The following is a 25,163-nucleotide window of genomic DNA, read 5'->3' as shown; positions in this document are numbered from 1 at the left end:
GACAGACGTGATCCAGCAGGAGTCGCGACTGCGCGTCGCCGACAACACGGGTGCCCGGGAGATTCTGTGCATCCGCGTGCTCGGCGGCTCCGGTCGTCGCTACGCGAGCATCGGCGACGTCATCGTGGCCACGGTCAAGGACGCCATCCCCGGCGCCGGTGTGAAGAAGGGCGACGTCGTGAAGGCGGTCGTCGTCCGCACCGCCAAGGAGAAGCGGCGGCCCGACGGCTCGTACATCCGGTTCGACGAGAACGCCGCCGTGATCATCAAGGACGGCGGAGACCCCCGCGGTACCCGCATCTTCGGCCCGGTCGGGCGCGAGCTGCGCGACAAGCGGTTCATGAAGATCATCAGCCTGGCGCCGGAGGTGCTCTGACCGTGAAGATCAAGAAGGGCGACACGGTCGTCGTCATCGCCGGTAGGGACAAGGGTGCCAAGGGCAAGGTCATCGCGGCCTACCCGCGGCAGGACAAGGTCCTCGTCGAGGGCGTCAACCGCATGAAGAAGCACGAACGCATCCGCACCACTCAGCGCGGCTCCAAGACCGGTGGCATCGTCACCCAGGAGGCCCCGATCCACATCTCCAACGTGCAGATCGTGGACGACCAGGGCAAGCCGACCCGTGTCGGCTACCGGTTCGACGAGAACGGGCAGAAGATCCGTATCGCGCGTAGCACCGGTAAGGACCTGTGATGACTGCCGCAACTGAAGCCAAGACCCTGCCCCGGCTCAAGCAGAAGTACCGCGAAGAGGTCGTCGCCGGGCTCAAGGAGCAGTACAAGTACGGCAACCCCATGCAGGTTCCCGGCCTGGTGAAGGTCGTCGTGAACATGGGTGTGGGCGAGGCCGCCCGCGACGCCAAGCTGATCGACGGCGCCGTGCGTGACCTGACCACCATCACCGGCCAGAAGCCGCTGGTGCGCCGGGCCACCAAGTCCATCGCGCAGTTCAAGCTCCGCGAGGGCATGCCGATCGGCGCGAAGGTCACGCTGCGCGGCGACCGGATGTGGGAGTTCCTCGACCGGCTGCTGTCGATCGCGCTGCCCCGTATCCGTGACTTCCGTGGCCTGGACGGGCGCAAGCTCGATGGCCACGGCAACTACACCTTCGGTCTGACCGAGCAGTCGGTGTTCCACGAGATCGACCAGGACAAGATCGACCGGACGCGCGGCATGGACATCACGGTGGTCACGACCGCCACCACTGACGACGAGGGCCGGGCGCTGCTCAAGCTCCTGGGCTTCCCGTTCAAGGAGAACTGAGCATGGCGAAGAAGGCGCTGATCCTCAAGGCAGCCGCGAAGCCGAAGTTCGCTGTGCGCGCGTACACCCGTTGCCAGCGCTGCGGGCGTCCGCACTCGGTCTACCGCAAGTTCGGCCTCTGCCGGGTGTGCATCCGGGAGATGGCTCACCGCGGTGAGCTCCCGGGCGTGTCGAAGGCTTCCTGGTAACCGACTTATTGCAACACCGCTTCGCCGTAGGCCCGCATCCGGGAACCCCGGCGAGAAAGGTTGACGAACACCCATGACGATGACTGACCCGATCGCAGACATGCTCACGCGTCTGCGTAACGCCAACCAGGCGTACCACGACAAGGTGGAGATGCCCTTCTCGAAGATCAAGGCGAACATCGCCGAGGTCCTCAAGGCAGAGGGTTACATCGCCTCCTGGTCGGCCGAGGAGCCCGCAGAGGGCGCGGTCGGCAGGCGTCTGGTCGTTGAGCTCAAGTACGGCCAGAACCGCGAGCGCAGCCTTGCCGGCATCAAGCGCGTGTCCAAGCCCGGTCTCCGGGTGTACGCCAAGTCCGACGAGCTCCCGCGCGTGCTCGGCGGCCTGGGCGTCGCGATCATTTCGACGTCCCAGGGGCTGCTGACCGACCGGCAGGCCCGCAAGCGGAGCGTTGGCGGGGAAGTCCTCGCCTTCGTCTGGTAACGGAGACTCTGACATGTCGCGAATCGGACGTAAGTCGATCCCGGTCCCGGCCGGCGTCGACGTCACCATCACGGGCCAGACCGTCAAGGTCAAGGGCCCCAAGGGCGAGCTGTCGCACGTCGTCTCCGAGCCGATCACGGTCGCGCAGGAGGGTGGCGAGCTGCACGTCAACCGCCCCAACGACGAGCGGAAGGCCAAGGAGCTCCACGGCCTCTCGCGCACCCTGGTCGCCAACATGATCATCGGCGTCACCGAGGGCTACAAGAAGACGCTGGAGATCAACGGCACCGGTTACCGGGTGACCGCTAAGGGCAAGGACCTCGAGTTCGCCCTGGGCTTCTCGCACCCGGTGAACGTGACGCCGCCGGACGGCATCACCTTCTCGGTGGAACGGCCGACCCAGTTCACGGTGGCCGGCATCGACAAGCAGCTCGTCGGCGAGGTCGCCGCGAACATCCGGAAGATCCGCCCGCCGGAGCCGTACAAGGGCAAGGGCGTCAAGTACCAGGGCGAGGTCATCCGCCGCAAGGCTGGAAAGGCAGGTAAGAAGTGACCGCCACGCTGCTCAAGCGCCGCAATGGCGGCGGTGTCGCCGCCAAGCGCTCCGTGGGCCGGGCGCGTCGGCACTTCCGGGTCCGCAAGAACCTGCGCGGCTCGGCCGAGCGTCCGCGCCTCGTCGTCACCCGGTCCCTGCGGCACATCACCGCGCAGGTCATCGACGACATCAAGGGGCACACGCTCGCCTCGGCCTCCACGCTGGACGCCTCGCTGCGCGGTGCCGAGGGCGACAAGAGCGCCCTGGCCGGCAAGGTCGGCGCCCTCATCGCCGAGCGGGCCAAGGCCGCGGGCGTGTCCAAGGTCGTCTTCGACCGCGGTGGCAACCAGTACGGCGGGCGGCTCGCCGCTCTCGCCGACGCCGCCCGCGAAGCCGGACTCGAGTTCTAGGAAGGAAGACCAATGCCTGGTCAGCAGCGCCGTGGCGGCGGGTCCGGCGGTAACACCGAAGGTGGCGGCCGCCGGGACAACCGCCGCGAGGGCGGTCGCGGCAACGCGCCCGTCGAGAAGACCCCCCATCTCGAGCGGGTCGTCGCGATCAACCGTGTCGCCAAGGTCGTCAAGGGTGGTCGTCGCTTCAGCTTCACCGCTCTGGTGATCGTCGGCGACGGAGACGGCACCGTCGGTATCGGATACGGCAAGGCCAAGGAGGTGCCCGCGGCGATCGCCAAGGGTGTCGAGGAGGCCAAGAAGCACTTCTTCAAGGTGCCGCGGATCGGTGCGACGATCCCGCACCCGATCACGGGCGAGGCCGCCGCGGGTGTTGTGCTGCTCAAGCCCGCGTCCGCCGGTACCGGTGTCATCGCCGGTGGTCCGGTTCGCGCGGTCCTGGAGTGCGCCGGCATCCACGACGTGCTCTCGAAGAGCCTCGGCTCGTCGAACCCGATCAACATCGTGCACGCCACGGTGGCCGCGCTGAAGGGCCTCGAGTCGCCGGAGAAGGTCGCGGCCCGCCGCGGCCTGCCGGTCGAGGACGTGGCGCCGGCGGCCATGCTGGCGGCGCGTGCGGAAGCGGCGGTGCACTGATGGCACGCTTGAAGGTCACCCAGGTCCGGTCCGACATCGGCCGTAAGCAGAACCAGCGGGACTCCCTGCGGTCGCTCGGCCTGAAGCGGATCAACGATGTGGTCGTCAAGGAGGACCGCCCCGAGATTCGGGGCATGATCTTCGCCGTGCGCCACCTCGTGAACGTTGAGGAGGTCGAGTAATGGCGATCAAGGTCCACCACCTCCGCCCGGCGCCCGGCGCCAAGACCGCGAAGACCCGTGTGGGTCGCGGTGAGGGTTCCAAGGGCAAGACCGCCGGTCGGGGCACCAAGGGTTCCAAGGCCCGCAAGAACATCTCGGCGGCGTTCGAGGGTGGGCAGATGCCCATCCACATGCGCCTGCCGAAGCTGAAGGGCTTCAAGAACCGCAACAAGGTCGTGTTCCAGGTCGTGAACCTGGACCGGCTGGCCGAGCTGTTCCCGAACGGCGGCCAGGTCGGCCCGCTGGAGCTGGCCGACGCGGGCGCCGTCCGGCGGGGTCAGCCGGTCAAGGTCCTCGGCTCGGGCGAGCTGGGCGGCGTGACGCTGCAGATCTCGGCGCACGCGTTCAGCGAGTCCGCCAAGGAGAAGATCGCGGCCGCGGGTGGTTCCACCACCGAGCTGTGACGGCTTGCGGGGGTGCCCGCCCGGGGCGCTGAGAGGCGCTCGGGCCGGCATCCCCGTTCTGGCGTCGGCCTGGTCTTCCACCGGGGCCGGCGCCGCTGTCGCAGGGGTCGCCGAGGCGGTACGGGCGCAGCCGTGACGCACATGCGGCTACCGTGCCTGACCTCAACCGCACCAGACTGTTAGAGTCCGTTCCCAGCTAGGAAAATCGGTCGTCCGGGCCGATCCCTATCGTCGAACCGCCGGTCAGGCGGCCACCCTGCGCAGGAGGAAGAAGTTGCTCTCCGCCTTTACCAGTGCGTTCCGGACGCCTGACCTGCGCAAGAAGCTGCTGTTCACAGTGGCGATCATCGCGGTGTACCGGCTCGGTGCGACCATGCCCAGTCCGGGTGTCTCGTACACCAACGTGCAGAACTGCATCAAGGCGGTGAACGAGAACCAGGACGGCACGGGGATCCTCAACCTGCTGAACCTGTTCTCGGGCGGCGCCCTGCTGTCGCTGTCTGTCTTCGCGCTGGGGATCATGCCGTACATCACGGCGTCGATCATCCTCCAGCTGCTCACCGTGGTGATCCCACGCCTGGAGCAGTTGCGCAAGGAGGGCCAGTCCGGCCAGGCGAAGATTACTCAGTACACCCGTTACCTGACGCTGGGCCTGGCGATCCTGCAGTCCTCGGCGTTCGTGGCGCTGGCCCGCTCCGGCCAGCTGTTCGCCGGTAACTGCCCGCAGGACAACCCGAAGTTCGCGATCATCCCGAAGGACACCGGGATCCCGGACTGGCTGACCCTGACCATGCTGGTGATCACGATGACCGCCGGCACGGGCGTGGTCATGTGGCTCGGCGAGTTGATCACCGACCGCGGCGTCGGCAACGGCATGTCCGTACTGATCTTCACCTCGATCGCGGCCCGCCTCCCCGGCGAGGGCTGGACGATCAAGGAGCAGAGCGGCTGGGACAAGTTCGCGCTGGTGATCGTGCTCGTCCTGCTCATCATTTGCGCGGTCGTCTTCATCGAACAGGCGCAACGACGCATCCCAGTGCAGTACGCCAAGCGCATGATCGGGCGGCGGATGTACGGCGGCACGTCGACCTACATCCCGCTGAAGGTCAACCAGGCGGGTGTCGTCCCCGTCATCTTCGCGTCGTCGCTGCTCTACCTGCCGCAGCTCTACCTGCAGTTCTTCAACAAGAACGATCTCAAGGACTACCAGGTCTGGATTCAGAACCACTTGGCCGACCCGACCAACTGGATCTACATCACCACGTACTTCCTGATGATCATCTTCTTCACGTACTTCTACGTCTCGATCACGTTCAACCCGACCGAGGTCGCAGACAACATGAAGAAGTATGGTGGGTTCGTCCCGGGCATCCGGCCCGGCAAGCCGACCGCCGACTACCTCGACTTCATCCTCAGCCGGATCACCCTGCCAGGTGCGTTGTACCTCGGTCTGATCTCGGTGCTGCCGAACTTCTTCTTCATCTGGCTCAATGCGAAGCAGTACCAGAACTTCCCGTTCGGTGGTACCGCGGTGCTGATCATGGTTGGTGTGGGCCTGGAGACGGTGAAGCAGGTCGAGAGCCAGCTGATGCAGCGCAACTACGAAGGGTTCCTCCGGTAGTGGAAACGCGGAGCCGGGGGGCTCGTGCGTCGGCGATTGCTCGTTCTCACCGAAGCGAGGCGATGTAGGTGCGGCTGGTGCTGGTAGGCCCCCCGGGGGCCGGCAAGGGGACACAGGCAGAGTACATCGCCGCCCACCTGGCCGTACCGAAGATCTCGACTGGGGACATCTTCCGGGCAAACGTTTCACAGGGGACACCGCTCGGCATCGAAGCGAAGCGGTACATGGACGCGGGTCACCTCGTACCGGACGAGGTGACCATCAACATGGTCCGCGACCGGCTGGCGGAGCCCGACGCGGCGGACGGGTTCCTGCTCGACGGCTTCCCCCGTACGGTGCCGCAGGCGTCCGCCCTCGACAAGCTGCTGGCCGACCTGGGCACGGCGCTCGACCTGGTGATGGAACTCGTGGTCGACGACGACGAGGTCATCCGGCGGCTCTCCGGCCGGCGCACCTGCCGGGGCTGCGGCAAGATCTGGCACATCGAGTTCGACCCCACCACCAAGGAAGACGTCTGCGACCGGTGCGGCTCCGAGCTGTTCCAGCGCGACGACGACAAGGCCGAGACGATCGCCAACCGCCTCGTCGAGTACACCGAGAAGACCGCCCCCCTGGTCGACTTCTACGGTGCGCAGGGCAAGCTGGTCGGCATCGACGCCACGGGCCCGGTCGAGGACGTGACCGACCGCGCCATCGAGGCGCTCCGGTCGTACGGGAGCTGACCATGCGCCGTGTCCAGCTGGACATTCAGCTGAAGACCCCGGAGCAGATCGAGCTGATGCGCGCCGCCGGGCTGGTGGTCGCCGCGGCTCTGCAGGCCATGCGCGAGGCGGTCGCTCCCGGCGTCTCCACCGCCGACCTGGACGCCATCGCCGAGAAGGTGATCCGCGACGCCGGCGCGATCCCGTCGTTCAAGGGCTACCACGGCTTCCCCGCGTCCATCTGCGCCTCTGTCAACGAGCAGGTCGTGCACGGCATCCCCAGTGCCGACCAGGTGCTCGAGGAGGGTGACCTGATCTCGCTGGACTGCGGCGCCGTGCTGGACGGCTGGCACGGCGACTCGGCCATCACGGTCGGCGTGGGCGAGACCGACCCGGCCTTGCTGAAGATGGCGCAGGTGGCCGAGGACGCCATGTGGGCGGGCATCGCCGCCGCGGCGCGGGGCTGCGCCAACGGCCGGGGCCGCCTGACCGACATCTCGTTCAACGTCGAGAAGGCGACCCGAGCGGCCGGTCGGTACGGGATCGTGGAGGGCTACGGCGGGCACGGCATCGGCACGGAGATGCACCAGGACCCGCACGTGCTCAACCACGGCAAGCCCGGCAAGGGCCCGCGCCTGGTCCCCGGCCTGTGCCTGGCCATCGAGCCGATGATCACCCTGGGCTCGCCGCGTACCCAGGAGTTGTCCGACGGCTGGACCGTGGTCACCCGCGACGGGTCCATGGCCGCGCACGTCGAGCACACCATGGCGCTGTTGGACGACGGGGTCTGGGTGACCACGGCCCCGGACGGCGGCCGCGCCCGCCTCGGTGACCTGGTGACCGCCCGCCAGCCCCTGCCTGACTCGATCAACTGAGCACCGCGGTCGGGCCGCCGCCGACGAGGCCCGAAATGCGCGATCGCGCCCTTCGATGACGCCTGGCATGCTGGACGGCATGGGGCGTGACGAGATGCGGGCGGCTGACGCCGATCGGCAGCAGGTCGCGGCCCGGCTGCAGGCGGCACTCGACGAGGGCCGGCTCGATCTGGCCGAGTACGACGAGCGGCTGCAGCGGGCGTACGCCGCGAAGACCTACGGCGAGCTGGACACGCTGCTCACCGACCTGCCCGCCGTGCCGATGCGGGAGAACCTCGGTGCGGCCGTCGTCGCGGCGCAGCAGCATGCGACCCGCCGCTGGCTGCTGCGGGTGTGGAGCAGCTGGGTCCCGGCGGTGGCCGTGACCACCGCCGTCTGGGGTGCGACGAGTCTCGCCTCGGGGCACGCGGGCTACTACTGGCCGATCTGGGTGGCCGGGCCGTGGGGCGCGGTGCTGCTGTGGCAGACGGTGGCGGGGCTGGCCAGTGGGGAGCCGCGCCGGCAGGCGGAGCGGCAGGCCCGGGAGCTGGCCAAGGAGCAGGCCCGGCAGCTGAAGCGGGAGCGCCGGGCGCTGGGCGCGGACGATACCCCCGGGTCCCCGGGCGAGCCGGGCTGAGGCGGGCGCGACAGGTCGGGGAAGACGCCGGTGCCGGGGCGGTTCGTCCGGTTTCTGGGCGCTCGACACTCCCGACTCCGGGTACGGCGACCTCGGTTTGGTGTCGATGCTTGGGCACGCGTACACTGGCTAGCTGGCGCGCAGCGTCCACTCCGGCATGTCCACCAAGCGCTTCTGGTGGAGCCGGAGCCGCGGCTGGACCGGGCCCCTCGCGGGTTCGGGTAAGGCGTTGCGAGCTTGCCCCAGACCCCAATGTCAGGTAGCGGAGGACATGCCCAAGAAAGACGGAGCCATCGAGATCGAAGGCCGAGTGATCGAGCCCCTGCCCAACGCGATGTTCCGCGTCGAGCTGGCGAACGGTCACAAGGTGCTGGCTCACATCAGCGGCAAGATGCGGCAGCACTACATCCGCATCCTGCCCGAGGACAGGGTCGTCGTGGAACTTTCCCCGTACGACCTGACCCGTGGGCGCATTGTCTACCGGTACAAGTAGGGGTAGCGGGGTTCCTTTACCCGTCTGACTGAAAGTTAAGGCCAAACCGTGAAGGTCAAGCCGAGCGTCAAGCGGATCTGCAACAAGTGCCGGGTTATCCGCCGGCACGGCCGGGTCATGGTCATTTGCGACGACCCGCGCCACAAGCAGCGCCAGGGCTGAAAGCCCAGCGCTGCCAGGTCCGTACCTGAGAACAAGCTCGTTCCAGCCGCGTATCACCACGTCGATGACACGCGGACTCACCCCCGGTCGGAGGCCGGGGCCCGCCCGGGCAGGCGGGGTGGGATGGGCACAGACCTCCGAGACAGCTGAGGAGTACGCCCACAGATGGCACGTCTCGTCGGCGTCGATCTTCCCCGCGAGAAGCGGATGGAGATCGCGCTCACTTACATCTTCGGTATCGGACGCACGCGTGCAGTCGAGGCGCTCACCGCGACCGCCATCGATCTGAACAAGCGCGCCAAGGACCTCACGGAAGAGGAGCTGGTCCAGCTCCGCGACTACATCGAGGCCAATTTCAAGGTTGAGGGCGACCTGCGCCGCGAGGTCGCCGCGGACATCCGCCGCAAGGTCGAGATCGGCTGCTACGCCGGCATCCGGCACCGCCGGGGTCTCCCCGTCCGGGGCCAGCGGACCCGTACCAACGCTCGTACCCGCAAGGGTCCGAAGCGCACGGTCGCCGGTAAGAAGAAGCCCGGTCGGAAGTAATAGGAGCGCACTGACTCATGCCACCGAAGGCACGCGCTGGGGCCGCCGTCAAGAAGGTCCGGCGCAAGGAACGCAAGAACGTCGCCCACGGGCAGGCGCACATCAAGAGCACCTTCAACAACACCATCGTGTCGATCACCGACCCGACCGGTGCTGTCATCTCCTGGGCCTCCTCGGGCCAGGTGGGCTTCAAGGGCTCCCGCAAGTCGACTCCGTTCGCCGCGCAGCTGGCCGCCGAGGCCGCCGCGCGCCGGGCCATGGAGCACGGCATGCGCAAGGTCGACGTGTTCGTCAAGGGCCCCGGCTCCGGCCGGGAGACCGCCATCCGTTCGCTGCAGGCCGCGGGCCTCGAGGTCGGACAGATCTCCGACGTCACGCCCCAGCCGCACAACGGTTGCCGCCCGCCGAAGCGTCGTCGGGTCTGAGAGGTAGAGGACTAATGGCTCGCTATGCAGGTGCCGACTGCCGCCGTTGCCGTCGGGAGAAGATGAAGCTGTTCCTCAAGGGCAGCAAGTGCGATGGGCCGAAGTGCCCGTTCGAGTCCCGGCCGTTCCCGCCGGGGCAGCACGGCCGCGGTCGCACCAAGGAGACGGAGTACCTGCTCCAGCTCCGTGAGAAGCAGAAGGCCCGTCGCATCTACGGGATTCTCGAGAAGCAGTTCCGCGGGTACTACGAGGAGGCTGTCTCCAAGCCGGGCAAGACCGGTGAGGTGCTGCTGCAGATCCTCGAGTCCCGGCTCGACAACGTGGTCTACCGGGCCGGCTACGCCGCGTCCCGGGACATGGCCCGTCAGCTGGTCAAGCACGGCCACTTCACCGTCAACGGCGTGAAGGTCGACATCCCGTCGTACCGGGTGAAGGAGCACGACATCGTGCAGACGCGGGAGAAGTCCCGTGAGCTGACGCCGTTCGTCGTGGCGCAGGCGCAGGCGGGGTCCCGCCCGGTGCCGGCGTGGCTGGAGCCGATCCCCAGCCAGATGAAGATCCTGATCCACTCGCTCCCGGCCCGCCAGGTCATCGACACCCAGGTCCAGGAGCAGTTGATCGTCGAGCTCTACTCCAAGTAGCAGCTCAGGGGATGCCGGTCGCACGGCCGGCATCCCCGTACCACCACCGGACGGGCATCAAATAGCGGGTGCCCCGACAGAAAGAAGAACACCGTGCTCATCAGCCAGCGGCCGAGCCTCTCGGAAGAGACGCTCAGCGAGACCCGCTCCCGCTTCACCATCGAGCCCCTGGAGCCCGGCTTCGGGTACACCCTGGGCAACTCGCTGCGCCGTACGCTGCTGTCGTCCATTCCGGGCGCGGCGGTCACCAGCATCAAGATCGACGGCGTGCTGCACGAGTTCACCACGATCCCCGGTGTCAAGGAGGACGTGGTCGAGCTCGTCATGAACGTCAAGGAGCTCACCGTCAGCTCCGAGCACGACGAGCCGGTCAGCATGTACCTGCGCAAGCAGGGCCCCGGCGACGTCACCGCGGGCGACATCCAGCCGCCGGCCGGTGTCTCTGTGCACAACCCCGACCTCAAGCTGGCCACGCTGAACAGCAAGGGCCGCCTCGACATGGAGCTCACGGTCGAGCGGGGCCGTGGCTACGTCACCGCCGCCCAGAACAAGAACGCGGGTGCCGAGATCGGCCGGATCCCGGTCGACTCCATCTACTCGCCGGTGATGAAGGTGACCTACCGCGTCGAGGCCACCCGTGTCGAGCAGCGCACCGACTTCGACCGCCTGATCATCGACGTTGAGTCGAAGGCGTCGATCTCGCCCCGTACCGCGCTGGCGTCGGCCGGTTCGACGCTGGTCGAGCTGTTCGGCCTGTGCCGCGAGCTGGACGAGACCGCCGAGGGCATCGACATCGGGCCGTCGCCGCAGGACGCCCAGCTGGCCGCCGACCTGGCCCTGCCGATCGAGGAGCTGGACCTCACCGTCCGGTCGTACAACTGCCTCAAGCGCGAGGGCATCAACACGGTGGGCGAATTGATAGGGCGTACGGAAGCCGACCTCCTCGATATAAGGAATTTCGGTCAGAAGTCGATCGACGAGGTCAAGATGAAGCTCGCCGGTATGGGCCTGGGCCTCAAGGACAGCGCGCCGTCCTTCGACCCGGCGCACGTCGTGGACTCGTTCGGCGACGTGGACTACGACACCGACGACTACCGCGAGACCGAGCAGCTCTAATCTCGGCTGCCGCCGTGCAGGCGGCTTTGCCGCCGCACTGCAAGAAACTGACGAGGAGCATCGAATGCCCACGCCCACCAAGGGTCCCCGCCTCGGCGGCAGCCCGGCGCACGAGAAGCTGCTGCTGGCCAACCTGGCCACGGAGCTCTTCCGGCACGGGAAGATCAAGACGACTGAGACCAAGGCCCGGCGCCTGCGCCCGCTGGCCGAGCACCTGATCACCAAGGCCAAGCGCGGTGACCTGCACGCTCGCCGCCGGGTGCTGACTGTCGTCAAGGACAAGGACGTCGTGTACGCCCTGTTCGAGCAGATCGCCCCGCGCTACGGCAACCGGCCGGGCGGCTACACCCGCATCACCAAGACCGGCCCGCGCAAGGGCGACGCCGCTCCCATGGCGGTCATCGAGCTGGTCGAGGAGCTGCAGGTCGCGGCCACCACCGCGCCGCGCAAGGCGGCCCGCAAGGCCGCCGCGCAGCAGGACAAGGTCGAGGCCCTGGCCCGCGAGGACGAGGTCCCGACCTCGACCGTCGACCAGGACTCCGAGCCGCCGGTGAACGCCTCCGGCGACAAGGGTGCCGAGGGCCCGGGCGACAAGGCCGAGGGCGAAGACACCACGGCCTGATCGGTCACGCACGGTCCGACCGGCCCGGCGCCCTCGCGGGGGCGCCGGGCCGTTCCGTTCCCGGGTACGGGCGGCCGTGCCCAGCTGCGAGCCGGAATGGCGGGATGAGCGAACTGATCCGCGTCCGACTGGACGTCACCTACGACGGTACGGACTTCTCCGGCTGGGCCGCCCAGCCGCAACGGCGCACCGTCGCCGGGGTGCTCACCGAGGCCCTCGGGCGGCTGGTCGGTGCCGACACCCCACTCGGGCTGACCGTGGCGGGGCGTACCGACGCGGGGGTGCACGCCACCGGGCAGGTCTGCCACATCGACCTGCCCGCGGCCGCGTGGGAGGAACTCGACGGGACGCTGCTGCGGCGGCTGGCCGCGCTGATGCCGCCGGACGCCCGCGTGCGGGGCGCCGCAGTCGTGCCGGGTACGTTCGACGCCCGGTTCTCGGCCACCTTCCGCCGGTACGAGTACCGGGTGGCCGACACCCCGTGGGGGCCGGAGCCGCTGCGCCGCCACGACACGCTCGGCTGGGTGCGAGCGCTCGACCTGGACCGGTTGCGGCTGGCGGCGGCGGGGCTGATCGGCGAGCACGACTACGCGGCGTACTGCAAACGCAAGGAGCACGGCACCACCGTGCGGGCCATCACGGCCCTGGACTGGCGTCGCGAGCCGGACGGGGTCGCGGTCGCCACCGTGCAGGCCGACGCGTTCTGCCAGGCGATGGTGCGCAGCCTGATCGGCGCGCTGCTGCCGGTGGGCGACGGACGGCGGGATCCGGAATGGCCGGCCACCCTGCTCACCCTGCGGGAACGTTCCAGCTCGGTGACGGTGGCCCCGGCGCACGGGCTGACGCTGATCGCGGTCGGCTACCCCGACGACCCGGCCGAGTACGCCACCCGCGCCGAGGCCACCCGCCGCTTGCGCGCCTGACCGCCACTGGGCGCATGCGCGCCGCCGGTCGTCGGCGCGGTGCCATCCGGTGGCCGCCGTCGACAAGCCGCGCCTGGCTTCGCCTCTGTCGTGCCGCCCGCGTCGGCTATGAGAGCGACTCCCGGCGGGCCAGCACCGTATCGCCCAGATAGGACCGCAGCAGGTCCGTGGTGATGCGCTGGGCGTACGGGTCGTCGTCGCGTACCGGGCGGCCGTCCGGGCGCACGATCACGCAGTACAGCAGGAAGTGCCCGTGGAAGTCCCAGCTCGCCAGGGCGGGTGGCTGGATCCGCGGATCGGTGCCGGGCAGGCCCCCGGCCATCGCGGCGAACGTGCCCTCGCCCGCCGCGACGAGCTGCCGGGTCTGGTTGGCGACCCACCGGGCACCCGGCTCGTCGGCCAGATTGAAGATCCCCGCGGTGACCTGATACCCGCCGTACGGGGCGGTCAGGGCGGCCCGTACCACCTGGGTGCAGCCGTACCGGTCCAGCAGGGCGCCGAGGAGGCCGACCGCGGCGATCCCGCAGTCCGTGTCGATGTGCGTCATCCCCACCTGGTACGCCGCCGTGCCCGCGGGGATTCCCGGCGCCGGGAACACCTCGTCCAGGCTCAGGGGCGCGGCATCGACCCGGCGTGAGCCGAGGTCGCGCGCCTGGATCTGCTGCCGTGCCGCCGCCGGGGCCCGCCGGGCGTCGGCGGCGATGAGGTACGCGCTGAGCACGCAGACGCCGGCCAGCACGAACGCTCCCAGCCCGCCCAGCGCCAGCCGCAGCGCCCGCCGGGATTGGTGTCCCGCGCGCGGCCGGGCCCGGTAGCCCCCCGAGCTGCCGCCCGTCGGCTTCTGACGGGCGACGTGGTCTGCGGCCGCGCGGTGTTCGGCGCCTGTGGGAGGGGTGAACGGCTGCGCCGTCGCCCGCCGGTGCTGTCCCACCGGGGCGGAAAGGCGGTGCGCGGCGTGGAGCTGGGCATTACGTGACATGGCGGCCACGGTAGGAGGGCATGGTCATCGATGAGCGCACATGCTGTGCGCCAACCGACCCCGACGCGGGCCCGGATGACCCCCAGCGGCACACTTGGCTCCGTGAGTGCCGACCATTACTTCAGTGCCGAACCCGCGGGAACGGCTCGGCACGGCACGGTCGAGTTCAGCGTTGCGGGGCGCGGCTACGCGCTGGCCGTGGCGTCGGGCGTGTTCTCCGCGGGGCGGCTCGACCCCGGCACGGCCGTACTGTTGCGCAAGGGTGTGCTGCCCACGGTCGCGGCCTCGGGCACGCTGCTCGACCTGGGCTGCGGTTACGGCCCGATCGCGTGCGTGCTGGCCAGCGAAGCCCCGGCCGCCACCGTGTACGCCGTCGACGTCAACGCCCGTGCCCGCGAGCTGGCGGCGGCCAACGCCGACACCCTCGGCCTGGCGGAGCGCCTGCGGGTGGTCGCACCCGACGACGTCCCCGCGGACGTGACCTTCGACGAGATCTGGAGCAACCCGCCGACCCACGTGGGCAAGGCCGAGCTGCACGCGATGCTGGAGCGCTGGCTGCCCCGCCTGACGCCCGACGGCGTGGCCTGGCTGGTGATCAACAAGAACCTCGGCGGGGACTCGTTGCACACGTGGCTGGTCGGCCTCGGCTGGGACGTCGCCCGGATCGCCAGCCAGCGGGGCTTCCGGGTGCTGCGGGTGACCCGGAAAACCGCCTGACGCCGCGCTCCGCAACGGGCAGGATGCGCTCGTGGGTTACGTCGATGTGGCCGGTGCGGGGTTCGTGCTCCCGGACGGCCGGGAGCTGTTCGCGGACGTGTCGTTCCGGGTCGGCGAGGGCGCCAAGGTAGCGCTGGTCGGGCCGAACGGCGCGGGCAAAACCACCCTGCTGCGCATGGTCGCCGGGGATCTGCCGGTTCAGACGGGCACGATCGCCCGGTCCGGCGGGCTGGGCGTCATGCGGCAGTTCATCGGGATGATCGGCGATGACCGTACCCTCGAAGATCTGGCTCTGTCGCTGGTCGCGCCGCCGCTGCGGGCGGCCGGTGAGCGGCTCGCGGCGGCCGCGACCGCCCTGTCGGACACCGAGAAGTCGCAGCTCGCGTACGCCAACGCGCTGGCGCACTGGGGTGAGGTCGGCGGGTACGACGCCGAGGTGCTGTTCGACACCGTGGCCGTCGCCATCCTGGACAAGCCGTGGGAGGGCGTGAAGCACCGGCCGGTGCGGACGCTGTCCGGCGGTCAGCAGAAGCGGTTCGCGCTCGATCTGCTGTTGCGCGGCACGGACGAGGTGCTGCTGCTCGACGAGCCGGACAACTTCCTCGACGTCCCCGGCAAGCGGTGGCTGGAGGCGCGGCTGCGCGAGTCCAGCAAGTCCGTGCTGTACGTCTCGCACGACAGGGAACTGCTGAACCAGACCGCCGGGCGGGTCGTGGCCGTCGAGGGCGGCAGCGCGTGGATCCATCCGGGCGGGTTCGCGTCCTGGCACGAGGCGCGGGCGCACCGGCACGACCGGCTGCTGGAGTCGCGGCGGCGCTGGGACGAGGAACACCAGAAGCTGCGCGAGCTGGTGCTGACGTTGAAGCAGAAGGCCACGTTCAACGACGGGATGGCGTCGCGGTATCAGGCCGCGCAGACCCGGTTGCGCAAGTTCGAGGAGGCCGGGCCGCCGCCGCTGCCGCCGAAGGAGCAGGCCGTGCGGATGAACCTGCGCGGCGGCCGTACCGGCAAGCGGTCGGTGGTCTGCGAGCAGCTGGAGCTGGAGAACCTGACGTTCCCGTTCGACCTGGAGATCTGGTACGGCGACCGGGTGGCGGTGCTCGGCGCCAACGGCACGGGCAAGTCGCATTTCCTGCGGCTGCTGGCGGGTGGCGGCAGCGACCCCGACGCGGAACACAAGCCGGTCGACGGCGCGCCGCTGGCGGCCGTGGCACACGACGGCGTCGCGCGGCTCGGTGCGCGTGTCCGGCCCGGACACTTCTCGCAGACGCACGACCGGCCGGAGCTGCTCGACCGTACGCTCGTGGAGATCCTGTGGCGCGGCGACGACCACCGCTCCGGTGTGGACCGGGCCGGTGCCATGAAGGCGCTCAACCGGTACGAGCTGTCGGCCCAGGGGGATCAGCTGTTCGGGACGCTGTCCGGGGGACAGCAGGCGCGCTTCCTGGTGCTGCTGCTCGAGCTGTCCGGGGCGACCATGCTGCTGCTCGACGAGCCGACGGACAACCTCGACCTGGCCTCGGCGGAGGCGCTGGAGGAGGGGCTGCAGGCGTACGAGGGCACGGTGATCGCGGTCACCCATGACCGGTGGTTCACCCGTGGCTTCGACCGGTTCGTCCTGTTCCAGGGGGACGGCGAGGTGGTCGAGACCCCGGAGCCCGTGTGGGACGTGCGCTGACTGTTCTCCACCGCACGTACCAGTGGCGGGCGCCCTTTCGCTCGCACCGAGCGGCAGCGATCGGTGACTCTCCCGATAGGAGCGTCGGCGAGCATCTGTCCTGGTAGGGCCCGCCTGCGTGGTGCGCGCAGGCATGCCCGCTGTGTGCCAAACGGGCCGCGCGGCTTTACGGGAGACGGGGAGCGCGGTTATCGTCCTGGCAGAACAACCTCACGGGAGTCCGGTGTACCGGGCTGAGAGGGGGGCTGCAGCCCCCGACCGTCGAACCTGATCCGGATCATGCCGGCGCAGGGAGGAGTGAGTTGTGGGCTCTGCATTTCCCCGCCTGCACGTCATCACCGACGCGCGGCCCGGCCGCGACGCCTTGGGCGTGGTCACGGCCGCCGTCGCCGCCGCCGTCGGGACCCCGGACGCCCTGGCCGTCCAGGTCCGCGTCGAGGACGACGTCACCGACCGGGCGGCGTACGAGTTCGGGCTGGCCGTCGCCGGGATTTGCCGCCCGGCCGGGGTGATGTTCCTGGTCAACGACCGGCTCGACGTCGCGGTCGCGGTCGACGCGGACGGTGCGCACGTGGGCGCGGACGACCTGCCGGTCCCGGCCGCGCGCGGTGTTCTCGGGCCGGCCGCGGTGCTCGGCGCCACCTGCCGCGAGCCGGTGTCCGCGCGCGCCGCCGTCGCCGCCGGTGCCACGTACCTCGGGGTGGGACCGGCGTTCCGGACCAGCACCAAGAACGGGCTGCCGGAGCCGATCGGCGCCATCGGCATCGCGGCGGTCGCCGGGGCCGCCGGGTCCACTCCGGTCATCGCGATCGGCGGAGTCGGCGTCGACGCGGTCGGTGAGCTGCGCGCGGCGGGTGCGCACGGCGTTGCGGTGGTGGGTGCGCTGGCCGCCGCCGCGGACCCGCAGTCGGCTACGACAGCGCTGCTCAAGGCACTCACATGAGCGAGTGCACAGAGCGGAGCGAGGGCCGCGAGCGCGTGCGCGGGAACTACCGCATGAGCGAGGGCTGCGAGCGCGGGCGCCGGGAGGGCTTCGCATGAGCGGCGGGCCGGATGTCGCGGTGGTGGGCGGTGGGATCGTGGGGCTGGCCATCGCCTGGCGGGTCGCGCAGCGGGGTGCGCGCGTCGTCGTGCACGATCCCGGTCCGCCGGAGCTGGGCGCATGGCATGTGGCGGCGGGGATGCTGGCGCCCGGTGGCGAATCGCCGTTCGAGCGGCCGGCGCTGGCGCGGCTGATGGCCGAGTCGGCGCGCCGCTGGCCGGGCTTCGCGGCCGAGCTGGGCGCTCTGACCGGCCAGGACCTCGGGTACGACGAGACCGGCACGCTCGGCGTCGCCCTGACCGTGGACGACGTGGCCGACGCGAGCCGGGTGTGGCGCCACCTGGGGCTGACCCGGCTGGGCCCGAGCGCGTTGCGGGACCGCGAGCCCGCGCTGTCGCCGCGCGTACGCGCCGGTGCGCACGTTCCCGACGACCGTCAGGTCGACCCGCGCCGGGTGGTCGCCGCGCTGCGGGCAGCACTCGGCGACGCGGTGGTGCCCGCGGCGGTGACCAGCCTCGACGAGGTGCGGGCCGGGCGGATCGTGGTGGCGGCCGGATGCGGCACCGCCGCCCTCACCGGGCTGCCGGTGCGGCCGGTGAAGGGGCAGCTGCTGCGGCTGCGCGGTGAGCCGGGCACGTTCCGGCACGTGGTCAGCGGCTACGCCGATGGGCGGCACGTCTACCTGGTGCCGCGCGCCGACGGCGAGGTGGTCGTCGGCGCGACCCAGGAGGAGCGTACGGATCGGACGATCACCGCCGGCGGCGTGCTCGACCTGCTGCGGGCGGCGCTGGACCTGGTGCCCGCGCTGCGCGAGTGCGCACTGGCCGAGACGATGGTGGGTTTCCGCCCCGCCACCCCGGACAACGCGCCGCTGCTCGGCGCGCTCGACGACCGTACGGCCGTCGCGGCCGGGCACCACCGCAACGGGGTGCTGCTGGCCCCCGTCACCGCCGACCTGATCGCCGACCTGGTGACCGCCGGTACGGCCGATCCGCTGCTGGCCGAGTTCCACCCCGGGAGGTTCGCATGCGCCTGACCGTCAACGGGTCCCCCCGCGCGATCGACGACGCCGTCACGGTCGCGGGTTTGGTGGCCGTCCTCACCGAGGCGCAGCGTGGCGTCGCGGTCGCCGTGAACGGCGAGGTCGTGCCGCGTTCGCGCTGGTCCGCGGCGGTGCTGCGGGATGGCGACCGGGTCGAGGTGCTGACCGCGGCGCAGGGAGGCTGACCATGCTGCTGGGAGATTCACGGCTGATCCTGGGTACGGGCGGGGCCACCAGCCTCGCCGCGCTGGAGTCGGCGATCGTCGCCTCCGGTACGGGGATCGTCACGGTCGCGCTGCGCCGGGTCGACGCGGCCGGGCCGGGCCTGCTGCCCATGCTCGACCGGCTCGGCGTACGGGTGCTGCCGAACACCGCGGGCTGCTACACGGCCGGGGACGCGGTGAAGGCGGCCCACCTGGCTCGCGAGGCGTTCGAGACGGACTGGGTGAAGCTGGAGGTCATCGGCGACGAGCGCACCCTGCTGCCGGACGCGGTGGAGCTGCTGCGGGCGGCGGAGACGCTGGTGGCCGACGGGTTCACGGTGCTGCCGTACACCAGTGACGACCCGATTCTGGCGCGGCGGCTCGCCGATGCCGGCTGCGCCGCGGTGATGCCCGCGGGTGCGCCGATCGGCTCGGGGCTGGGGGTGACGAACCCGCACCACATCCGGCTCATCCGGGACTCGGTAGACGTTCCGGTGATCCTGGACGCGGGCATCGGCACGGCGTCCGACGCGACGCTGGCGATGGAACTGGGTTGCGACGCGGTGCTGGTCGCCAGCGCGGTCACCCGGGCCGAGGATCCGGCGCGGATGGCCGCCGCGATGCGGCATGCGGTCGAGGCGGGGCGGTTGGCGGCGCAGGCGGGCCGGATCCCGCGCCGGTTCCACGCACTGGCCTCCACATCGGACGACGGGTTGCCACAGTGGTGAAGCCGGGGGTGCCGGGCCGGCGCGTTCCGTCCGGCATCGTGCTCCTCACCGACCGGCGGGCGGCCCGGATGCCGTTGATCGAGCTGGTCGCGGCCGCCGCGCCGGACTGGGTGGTGCTGCGGGAACGCGACCTGCCCGCCGCGCAGCGCCGGGAACTGGCGGACGGGCTGCGCGCGCTGCTGCCGCCGGGGCGGCTGATCGTGGCGGGTCCGGATCCGCTCGGCGGGGACGCCGTGCACCTGGCGGAGGGTGACCCGGTGGTGCGGCTGGCCCTGGTCGGGCGGTCCTGCCACGCGGCGCCCCGGCTGTCCACAGAGGACTACGTGACGCTGTCGCCGATCTTCCCGACCGCCTCGAAGCCGGGGTACGGCCCGGCACTCGGGCCGGACTACGCCGCCGAGCTGGCCCTTCGCGGGCAGCGGACGCGCGGCGCAGCGGACCCGGACCGGTACGGCGGCCGCACAGGTCGGGCCCGAGCCGATGACCCCGGGCCGACGCGTCCGGCGGAGTCGACCCGTGGCCCCGGGCCGACGCCTCCGGCCGAACCTGCCCGGAGCGCCGGGCGCGATGGCGCCGCCTCCCGGGGGGTGCCGTGGCTGGCGTTGGGCGGGATCGACTCCCCGGAGCGGGTGGCGGCCTGCCTGATGGCCGGGGCTGTCGGCGTGGCGGTGATGGGCGCGGTGATGAGGTCCGCCGATCCGGCCGCCACGGTGGCAGGGATGCGTGCCGCGGCGTTGACCGCGCAGGCCGAGCAAGCGGTGCGGAGCACGGACTGGCTCGGCGGGCAGCCGAATGGGCTGCCGCTTGCGGGCCGGAGATGAGCCCGGTGGTCGTGCTCACGATCGCGGGGTCCGACTCGGGGGCGGGCGCCGGGATCCAGGCCGACCTGAAGACCTTCGCGGCGCTCGGGACGTACGGGACGTCGGTGGTCACGGCGGTCACGGCACAGAACACCCGGGCGGTGCTCGACGTGCATGCCATGCCCGCCGCGGTGGTCGACGGGCAGCTCGACGCGGTCCTGGACGACTTCGACGTGGCCGCGACGAAGGTCGGCATGCTCGGCACCGAGGAGATCGCGGAGGCCGTGGCACGGCGGGCGCGGGACGGGCGGCTGCCCAACCTCGTGCTGGATCCGGTGCTGACCGCCAGCACGGGGCGGCGGCTCGGGCTGGTCGCGGCGGTCGCGCGGCTGCTGCCGTACGTGAATGTGCTGACGCCGAACCGTGCGGAGGCCGCCGCGCTGCTCGGCGTCGCGGCGCTCGGACCGGGCGAGGTCGCGGCCGCGGCCGCGAAACTCGCGGCGGCGGGTCCGGGCGCGGTCGTGGTGACCGGCGGCGACGCGGCCGAGGAGGGTGGGGTCACCGATCTGTTGTGGACGAACGGGGGCGCGCGGACTCTCACCGGGCCGCGCGTCGAGACCACCAACCAGCACGGGACCGGCTGCACCTTCTCGGCCGCGGTCGCGGCCCGGCTCGCGCTGGGCGATGAGGTGGGCGGGGCCGTGGGCTTCGCCAAGGGGTACGTGAGCCGGGCGCTGGCGGGCGGCCGGGACTGGACGGTCGGCGAGGGTGCCGGCCCGCTCGATCATTTCGGCTGGTTCGCCTGAGGAGAAAGGCGGTGGCCGGGCGGTTCCGCGCGCCCGTGCTCCGCCCAGTTCATACCGATTGGGGAGGAAAAAGAATGAGGCGCAAGGTGTACGTCGAAGGCTCCCGCCCGGACCTGCGGGTGCCGTTCGCCGAGGTGCCGCTGACCGGCGACAACCCGCCCGTCCGGCTGTACGACACGTCAGGGCCGGGCAGCGACCCGGAGGTGGGGCTGCCGCCGCTGCGCGGACCGTGGATCGCCGAGCGCGGCGACGTGGCCCCAGTGGCCGGCGGCGGCAGCCCGCTCGCCGGGCGGCGGCCGACCCAGCTGGCGTACGCCCGCGCCGGGACCGTCACCCCGGAGATGGAGTTCGTGGCGATCCGCGAAGGGGTCGACCCGGAGGTGGTCCGCGAGGAGATCGCGGCCGGGCGGGCCGTGCTGCCCGCCAACGTCAACCACCCCGAGACCGAGCCGATGATCATCGGCGGGCGGTTCCTGGTGAAGGTCAACGCGAACATCGGCACCTCGGCCGTCAGCTCCTCGATCGCCGAGGAGGTGGAGAAGCTGACCTGGGCCACCAAGTGGGGCGCGGACACGGTCATGGACCTGTCCACCGGCAAGCGGATCCACGAGACGCGGGAGGCGATCGTCCGCAACTCGGCCGTACCGATCGGGACCGTGCCGATCTATCAGGCCCTGGAGAAGGTCAACGGCGACCCGGTCGAGCTGAGCTGGGAGATCTTCCGGGAGACCGTGATCGAGCAGGCCGAGCAGGGCGTCGACTACATGACCGTGCACGCCGGGGTGCTGCTGCCGTACGTGCCGCTGGCGGTCAACCGGGTCACCGGCATCGTGTCGCGCGGCGGGTCCATCATGGCCGCCTGGTGCCTCGCGCACCACAGGGAGAACTTCCTGTACGAGAACTTCGCCGAGCTGTGCGAGATCCTGGCCCGCTACGACGTCACGTTCTCGCTGGGCGACGGGCTGCGTCCCGGCTCGATCGCGGACGCCAACGACGAGGCCCAGTTCGCGGAGCTGCGTACGCTCGGGGAGCTGACAAAGGTCGCGTGGGCACACGACGTGCAGGTGATGATCGAGGGGCCGGGCCACGTGCCCATGCACAAGATCAAGGAGAACGTGGACCTGCAGCAGGAGCTGTGCGACGGTGCCCCGTTCTACACTCTCGGCCCGCTGACGACCGACATCGCGCCCGCGTACGACCACATCACCTCGGCCATCGGGGCGGCGATGATCGGCATGTTCGGCACCGCGATGCTCTGCTACGTCACGCCGAAGGAGCACCTGGGGCTGCCGAACCGGGACGACGTCAAGGCCGGGGTGATCGCGTACAAGATCGCCGCGCACGCCGCCGACCTCGCCAAGGGGCACGCCGGGGCGCAGGAGTGGGACGACGCGCTGTCCAAGGCGCGGTTCGAGTTCCGCTGGGAGGACCAGTTCAACCTGGCGCTGGACCCGGAGACCGCCCGGTCGTACCACGACGAGACGCTGCCGGCCGAGCCCGCCAAGACGGCCCACTTCTGCTCGATGTGCGGGCCGAAGTTCTGCTCCATGAAGATCACCCAGGAGCTGAAGGAGTACGCCGCCAAGGGCATGCAGGACAAGAGCGACGAGTTCGTCGCCTCCGGCGGGCGGGTGTACCTGCCGCTCGCCTGACCCGTTCGGGGCACCGGCAACCGGTCGGTGCCCCAGCGCCTCAGTCCGTGCCCAGGCCGCTGACCCAGTCCACGTAGTCGTTGTCCTTGCCGCGGGGGGCGGGGACGCCCTTGGCCTGCGCCGCGGTGTCCTTGCCCCGTGTCGCCGTCGTGTCCTGGCCGCGCGCCGGGGTGGTGTCCTTGGCGCGTGACCTGCCGCGCCGCTGGCGCCCGTCCGTGCGGGGCTCGGGTGCGTCGTCCGGTTGCCCGTGCCGGGGTGCGCCACCGCTGGTCGCGTCGCCGGTCTGGGTGGACGGCGGTTCGGGGCGCCGGGGGCGCGGGCGGAACGCGTCCGCGAAGTTGGAGCGGCGCCCGGAACCGGCGGGCGTGGCGGCGTCCGGTCCCGGATCCACCGGCTGCCGCCCGCGCTTCCGCCCGCTTGTCGAGCCGGACCCAGCCTCTCCGGAACTGCCGGAACTGCCGGAGCCGCCGGAGCCGCCGGACGCGCCGGAGCCGTCGGACGCGGCGGGCCCGCCGGACTTGGCCGACCTGGCCGACTTCGCGGACTTGCCGGGCGTCGCCGGACGTCCGGCATCCGGATCGGCGCCGTCCGAACCGCTGGGGCGGTCGGCCGCGGCCTCGGTGTCGTCCTGCTCCACCATCGGGTCACGGCGCAGCACGGCTGCCAGCACCGAGCCGAGCACCCCCGCGCCCGCCGCGGTCATGGCCGCCCAGTACGGCGCGGTCTGCTCGCTGGTCGTCCCCGGCCCGGCGATCAGGTACGCCACCGTGAGCAGCGCCGGTCCGGGCAGCCCGGCCAGGGCGATGGTGAGGGTGGACCGGCCGGTACGGCGTGCCGCCCAGCCCACGCCGAGACCCACCAGCAGGGCCAGCACGGGCATCGTCACCAGCGCCATGTGCTGCGCCGTACGCGCGGGGAGCCAACCCGGCTCGAACACGCCCAGCCGTACCGTGGACAGCGGTCTGCCGGGCGCCAGTGACGGCGCGACCGAGACCAGCGCGACCAGCCAGACCACGGCGCCGACGGCGGCGAGACTCCATCGGGCCACCGCGCGGGCCAGCGCCGCGCAGGCCACCAGGACGCCGACGACGGCGCCGAGGCCCGCACAGATCCCGATCACCACGTCCGGGTCGACCCCGGCGACCCGTGCCGCCCGTGCGGGCTGCATGGTCAGGGCGACGACGACGGCGGCGCCCAGGCCCGCGGCCAGCGCGAGGGCGATGACGGTGCCCGCCCCCGGCGTGGCCGGCTCGGCCCAGCGCCCGCCCGCGGTCTGCGCCGATCCCGGCGAGCCGTCGGCGGAGGTGGGCGGCGCGGCCGGGTTCAGCGCGGCGGACGGGCGCGAACGGGCGAGCCAGCGCGCGCCCGCGATCGCCCCGGCCACCGCGGCGTTCATGGCGAACCAGGCCACCCAGGCGAGCTGCGCGGTCCACTGATCACGCGCGGTAACGTCCAGCACCTGGGTGAGCTGAACGATGCCGAGGCCGTACGCCAGCCCGAGCTGGCCGGCGGCGGCCAGCGCTGCCATGCCGAGGGTGACCGGCAGCAGCCGGGCCCAGGTCCGAAATGCCATGCCAGGCACGTTACGGAATGGTCGATGGCCGTCGCCACCCTCACGGCGTGTTCTTAAGACAGGCCAAACCTCCGATCCCACCCTGCGGGGGACCAGGGTTTCGACCGGCATCTAAGCGGTTACGCAGTGTCACCCGAGCCGGGGCAGAACCTGTTCGGCGATCAGATCCACGTGCGCCAGATCGGACATGTCGATGATCCGCAGGTGGACCCGGGTCGCGCCGATCTCGGCCAGCTCACCGAGGCGCTGCACCAGCGCCTCCGGCGGCCCCACGACCGGGTCCTCGGGCGGCAGCGCGCTCGGCACGTGCAACGGCGCCGCGCGACGCTGCGCCTCGGCATCGGTACGCCCCAGCGCGACCACGACGCCCGCCGACAGGGTCAGCGGCCGGTCCGCGGGCCTCCCGTACGTCCGGCATGCCTGCCGGACCCGAGCGAATGCCGCCGCTGTCTCGGCGACCGTCTTGAACGGCATGTTGAACTCGTCCGCGTAGCGGGCGGCCAGTTCCGGGGTGCGCCGCGGGCCCCGGCCGCCCACGATGATCGGCGGCCCGGGCCGCTGCACCGGCTTGGGCAGCGCGGGGGCGTCGAGCAGCTGGTAGTGCTTGCCGTCGAAGCCGAACCGGGCCCCGTCGGGGGTGGACCACAGGCCGGTGATCACGGCGAGCTGCTCCGCCAGCCGGTCGAAGCGCTCGCCGAGCGGCGGGAACGGGATCCCGTAGGAGGTGTGCTCGCGCTCCAGCCAGCCCGCGCCCATGCCCAGCTCGACCCGGCCGCCGCTCATGGCGTCCACCTGCGCGACCATGATGGCCAGCGGGCCGGGCAGGCGGAACGTCGCCGAGTTCACCAGCGTGCCGAGCCGGATCCGCGAGGTCTCGCGGGCCAGCCCGGCCAGGGTGATCCAGGCGTCGGTGGGGCCCGGCAGGCCGACGTCGGCGCCCATGGACTGGTAGTGGTCGGCGCGCAGGAAGCCCTCGAAACCGGCCTGCTCGGCGTGCCGGACGAAGCGGAGCTGATCGTCGTAGGTGGCGCCGCGGTGCGGTTCGGTGAACAGGCAGACGCGCAT

General features: G+C 71.2%; 33 protein-coding genes, 1 pseudogene and 1 riboswitch. Of the genes and pseudogenes, 31 read left to right on the top strand and 3 right to left on the bottom strand.

Features of this window, described 5'->3' with window-relative positions:
- The first annotated feature begins 7 nt into the window (after positions 1–7).
- The 22 genes from rplN (at position 8) to truA (ending at position 12,878) form a co-directional block, all read left to right on the top strand.
- The gene (gene rplN / locus ACMCNN_RS26320) at positions 8–376 is read left to right on the top strand and encodes a 50S ribosomal protein L14 (protein ID WP_007073026.1); all 369 of its coding nucleotides are present in this window, start codon (positions 8–10) and stop codon (positions 374–376) included.
- On the top strand, positions 373–693 hold the full coding sequence (gene rplX, locus ACMCNN_RS26315; RefSeq protein WP_412747276.1) for a 50S ribosomal protein L24: 321 nt from the start codon (positions 373–375) through the stop codon (positions 691–693). Before rplN ends, rplX begins: the two co-directional genes overlap by 4 nt.
- Positions 693–1,262, top strand: a complete 570-nt coding sequence (rplE, locus tag ACMCNN_RS26310) for a 50S ribosomal protein L5 (protein WP_412743180.1) — start codon at positions 693–695, stop codon at positions 1,260–1,262. The genes rplX and rplE overlap by 1 nt, the downstream gene beginning before the upstream one ends.
- 2 nt (positions 1,263–1,264) lie before the next feature.
- Positions 1,265–1,450 carry a type Z 30S ribosomal protein S14 gene (locus tag ACMCNN_RS26305; protein ID WP_106130632.1) on the top strand — a complete coding sequence of 62 codons (186 nt, stop codon included), beginning with the start codon at positions 1,265–1,267 and terminating at the stop codon, positions 1,448–1,450.
- Positions 1,451–1,523: 73 nt separating this feature from the next.
- Entirely contained in the window at positions 1,524–1,931 is a 408-nt protein-coding gene (gene rpsH, locus ACMCNN_RS26300; protein ID WP_130510641.1) for a 30S ribosomal protein S8, read from the top strand.
- A 13-nt stretch (positions 1,932–1,944) separates the two neighbouring features.
- Positions 1,945–2,484: a 50S ribosomal protein L6 gene (gene rplF, locus ACMCNN_RS26295; RefSeq protein ID WP_412743179.1), complete on the top strand. Its 540-nt coding sequence runs from the start codon at positions 1,945–1,947 to the stop codon at positions 2,482–2,484.
- An 8-nt stretch (positions 2,485–2,492) separates the two neighbouring features.
- Positions 2,493–2,876, top strand: coding sequence for a 50S ribosomal protein L18 (rplR, locus tag ACMCNN_RS26290; RefSeq protein WP_412747275.1), 384 nt, complete (start codon positions 2,493–2,495; stop codon positions 2,874–2,876).
- Between the two features lie 12 nt (positions 2,877–2,888).
- Positions 2,889–3,512, top strand: coding sequence for a 30S ribosomal protein S5 (gene rpsE / locus ACMCNN_RS26285; protein WP_130510644.1), 624 nt, complete (start codon positions 2,889–2,891; stop codon positions 3,510–3,512).
- Positions 3,512–3,694 (top strand): 50S ribosomal protein L30, encoded by a 183-nt coding sequence (rpmD, locus tag ACMCNN_RS26280; RefSeq protein WP_130510645.1) that lies wholly within the window; start codon positions 3,512–3,514, stop codon positions 3,692–3,694. The genes rpsE and rpmD overlap by 1 nt, the downstream gene beginning before the upstream one ends.
- Positions 3,694–4,137, top strand: coding sequence for a 50S ribosomal protein L15 (gene rplO / locus ACMCNN_RS26275; RefSeq protein ID WP_412743178.1), 444 nt, complete (start codon positions 3,694–3,696; stop codon positions 4,135–4,137). The genes rpmD and rplO overlap by 1 nt, the downstream gene beginning before the upstream one ends.
- Positions 4,138–4,411: 274 nt before the next feature.
- Positions 4,412–5,758: a preprotein translocase subunit SecY gene (secY, locus tag ACMCNN_RS26270; RefSeq protein ID WP_412743177.1), complete on the top strand. Its 1,347-nt coding sequence runs from the start codon at positions 4,412–4,414 to the stop codon at positions 5,756–5,758.
- Positions 5,759–5,826: 68 nt separating this feature from the next.
- Positions 5,827–6,480 carry an adenylate kinase gene (locus ACMCNN_RS26265; RefSeq protein ID WP_412743176.1) on the top strand — a complete coding sequence of 218 codons (654 nt, stop codon included), beginning with the start codon at positions 5,827–5,829 and terminating at the stop codon, positions 6,478–6,480.
- 2 nt (positions 6,481–6,482) lie between these two features.
- Positions 6,483–7,334: a type I methionyl aminopeptidase gene (gene map, locus ACMCNN_RS26260; protein WP_412743175.1), complete on the top strand. Its 852-nt coding sequence runs from the start codon at positions 6,483–6,485 to the stop codon at positions 7,332–7,334.
- A gap of 55 nt (positions 7,335–7,389) precedes the next feature.
- On the top strand, positions 7,390–7,950 hold the full coding sequence (locus ACMCNN_RS26255) for a DUF1707 domain-containing protein (protein WP_412743174.1): 561 nt from the start codon (positions 7,390–7,392) through the stop codon (positions 7,948–7,950).
- Between the two features lie 271 nt (positions 7,951–8,221).
- Positions 8,222–8,443, top strand: a complete 222-nt coding sequence (infA, locus tag ACMCNN_RS26250) for a translation initiation factor IF-1 (RefSeq protein WP_007073013.1) — start codon at positions 8,222–8,224, stop codon at positions 8,441–8,443.
- A gap of 48 nt (positions 8,444–8,491) precedes the next feature.
- Positions 8,492–8,605 carry a 50S ribosomal protein L36 gene (gene rpmJ, locus ACMCNN_RS26245; RefSeq protein ID WP_023358216.1) on the top strand — a complete coding sequence of 38 codons (114 nt, stop codon included), beginning with the start codon at positions 8,492–8,494 and terminating at the stop codon, positions 8,603–8,605.
- Positions 8,606–8,770: 165 nt separating this feature from the next.
- Positions 8,771–9,151, top strand: a complete 381-nt coding sequence (rpsM, locus tag ACMCNN_RS26240) for a 30S ribosomal protein S13 (RefSeq protein ID WP_130510650.1) — start codon at positions 8,771–8,773, stop codon at positions 9,149–9,151.
- A gap of 17 nt (positions 9,152–9,168) precedes the next feature.
- The gene (gene rpsK, locus ACMCNN_RS26235; RefSeq protein WP_014440747.1) at positions 9,169–9,576 is read left to right on the top strand and encodes a 30S ribosomal protein S11; all 408 of its coding nucleotides are present in this window, start codon (positions 9,169–9,171) and stop codon (positions 9,574–9,576) included.
- 14 nt (positions 9,577–9,590) lie between these two features.
- On the top strand, positions 9,591–10,217 hold the full coding sequence (gene rpsD, locus ACMCNN_RS26230; protein WP_412743173.1) for a 30S ribosomal protein S4: 627 nt from the start codon (positions 9,591–9,593) through the stop codon (positions 10,215–10,217).
- 93 nt (positions 10,218–10,310) lie between these two features.
- Positions 10,311–11,333: a DNA-directed RNA polymerase subunit alpha gene (locus ACMCNN_RS26225; RefSeq protein WP_412743172.1), complete on the top strand. Its 1,023-nt coding sequence runs from the start codon at positions 10,311–10,313 to the stop codon at positions 11,331–11,333.
- A gap of 64 nt (positions 11,334–11,397) precedes the next feature.
- Entirely contained in the window at positions 11,398–11,955 is a 558-nt protein-coding gene (rplQ, locus tag ACMCNN_RS26220) for a 50S ribosomal protein L17 (protein ID WP_412743171.1), read from the top strand.
- Between the two features lie 104 nt (positions 11,956–12,059).
- Positions 12,060–12,878 carry a tRNA pseudouridine(38-40) synthase TruA gene (gene truA, locus ACMCNN_RS26215; RefSeq protein ID WP_412743170.1) on the top strand — a complete coding sequence of 273 codons (819 nt, stop codon included), beginning with the start codon at positions 12,060–12,062 and terminating at the stop codon, positions 12,876–12,878.
- Between the two features lie 106 nt (positions 12,879–12,984).
- On the opposite strand, the gene ACMCNN_RS26210 is transcribed toward truA, so the two are convergent.
- On the bottom strand, positions 12,985–13,857 hold the full coding sequence (locus tag ACMCNN_RS26210) for a hypothetical protein (RefSeq protein ID WP_412743169.1): 873 nt from the start codon (positions 13,855–13,857) through the stop codon (positions 12,985–12,987).
- A gap of 102 nt (positions 13,858–13,959) precedes the next feature.
- Between ACMCNN_RS26210 and ACMCNN_RS26205 the strand changes: the two genes are divergently transcribed.
- The 9 genes and pseudogenes from ACMCNN_RS26205 to thiC all read left to right on the top strand — a co-directional run bounded on the left by ACMCNN_RS26205 (position 13,960) and on the right by thiC (position 22,525).
- The gene (locus ACMCNN_RS26205; RefSeq protein ID WP_412743168.1) at positions 13,960–14,574 is read left to right on the top strand and encodes a class I SAM-dependent methyltransferase; all 615 of its coding nucleotides are present in this window, start codon (positions 13,960–13,962) and stop codon (positions 14,572–14,574) included.
- Between the two features lie 31 nt (positions 14,575–14,605).
- Positions 14,606–16,252: an ABC-F family ATP-binding cassette domain-containing protein gene (locus ACMCNN_RS26200; RefSeq protein WP_412743167.1), complete on the top strand. Its 1,647-nt coding sequence runs from the start codon at positions 14,606–14,608 to the stop codon at positions 16,250–16,252.
- A gap of 202 nt (positions 16,253–16,454) precedes the next feature.
- Positions 16,455–16,563: riboswitch (TPP riboswitch) on the top strand.
- 14 nt (positions 16,564–16,577) lie between these two features.
- Positions 16,578–17,195 carry a thiamine phosphate synthase gene (thiE, locus tag ACMCNN_RS26195; RefSeq protein WP_412747274.1) on the top strand — a complete coding sequence of 206 codons (618 nt, stop codon included), beginning with the start codon at positions 16,578–16,580 and terminating at the stop codon, positions 17,193–17,195.
- 64 nt (positions 17,196–17,259) lie between these two features.
- The gene (gene thiO, locus ACMCNN_RS26190; protein WP_412747273.1) at positions 17,260–18,330 is read left to right on the top strand and encodes a glycine oxidase ThiO; all 1,071 of its coding nucleotides are present in this window, start codon (positions 17,260–17,262) and stop codon (positions 18,328–18,330) included.
- Positions 18,321–18,521, top strand: a complete 201-nt coding sequence (thiS, locus tag ACMCNN_RS26185; RefSeq protein WP_412743166.1) for a sulfur carrier protein ThiS — start codon at positions 18,321–18,323, stop codon at positions 18,519–18,521. The genes thiO and thiS overlap by 10 nt, the downstream gene beginning before the upstream one ends.
- 2 nt (positions 18,522–18,523) lie before the next feature.
- Entirely contained in the window at positions 18,524–19,267 is a 744-nt protein-coding gene (locus tag ACMCNN_RS26180; protein WP_412743165.1) for a thiazole synthase, read from the top strand.
- Positions 19,268–19,335: 68 nt separating this feature from the next.
- Positions 19,336–19,674 (top strand): annotated as a pseudogene (locus tag ACMCNN_RS26175) (thiamine phosphate synthase); the annotation flags it as partial.
- A 410-nt stretch (positions 19,675–20,084) separates the two neighbouring features.
- Positions 20,085–20,873 (top strand): bifunctional hydroxymethylpyrimidine kinase/phosphomethylpyrimidine kinase, encoded by a 789-nt coding sequence (gene thiD, locus ACMCNN_RS26170; RefSeq protein ID WP_412743164.1) that lies wholly within the window; start codon positions 20,085–20,087, stop codon positions 20,871–20,873.
- A gap of 74 nt (positions 20,874–20,947) precedes the next feature.
- Positions 20,948–22,525: a phosphomethylpyrimidine synthase ThiC gene (gene thiC, locus ACMCNN_RS26165; RefSeq protein ID WP_412743163.1), complete on the top strand. Its 1,578-nt coding sequence runs from the start codon at positions 20,948–20,950 to the stop codon at positions 22,523–22,525.
- Positions 22,526–22,565: 40 nt separating this feature from the next.
- Here the strand turns inward: thiC and ACMCNN_RS26160 are convergent, their stop codons facing one another.
- Both ACMCNN_RS26160 and ACMCNN_RS26155 read right to left on the bottom strand, forming a co-directional pair.
- Complete coding sequence (locus ACMCNN_RS26160; protein ID WP_412743162.1) at positions 22,566–24,098, bottom strand: hypothetical protein; 1,533 nt, start codon at positions 24,096–24,098, stop codon at positions 22,566–22,568.
- 129 nt (positions 24,099–24,227) lie between these two features.
- Positions 24,228–25,163, bottom strand: a complete 936-nt coding sequence (locus ACMCNN_RS26155; protein WP_412743161.1) for an LLM class F420-dependent oxidoreductase — start codon at positions 25,161–25,163, stop codon at positions 24,228–24,230.

Origin of the sequence: Krasilnikovia sp. MM14-A1004 (genome assembly GCF_047159485.1) — a bacterium.
Classification (GTDB): domain Bacteria; phylum Actinomycetota; class Actinomycetes; order Mycobacteriales; family Micromonosporaceae; genus Actinoplanes.
Note: the sequence above shows the minus strand (reverse complement) of the source record. Positions and strands in the feature narration are given on the sequence as shown.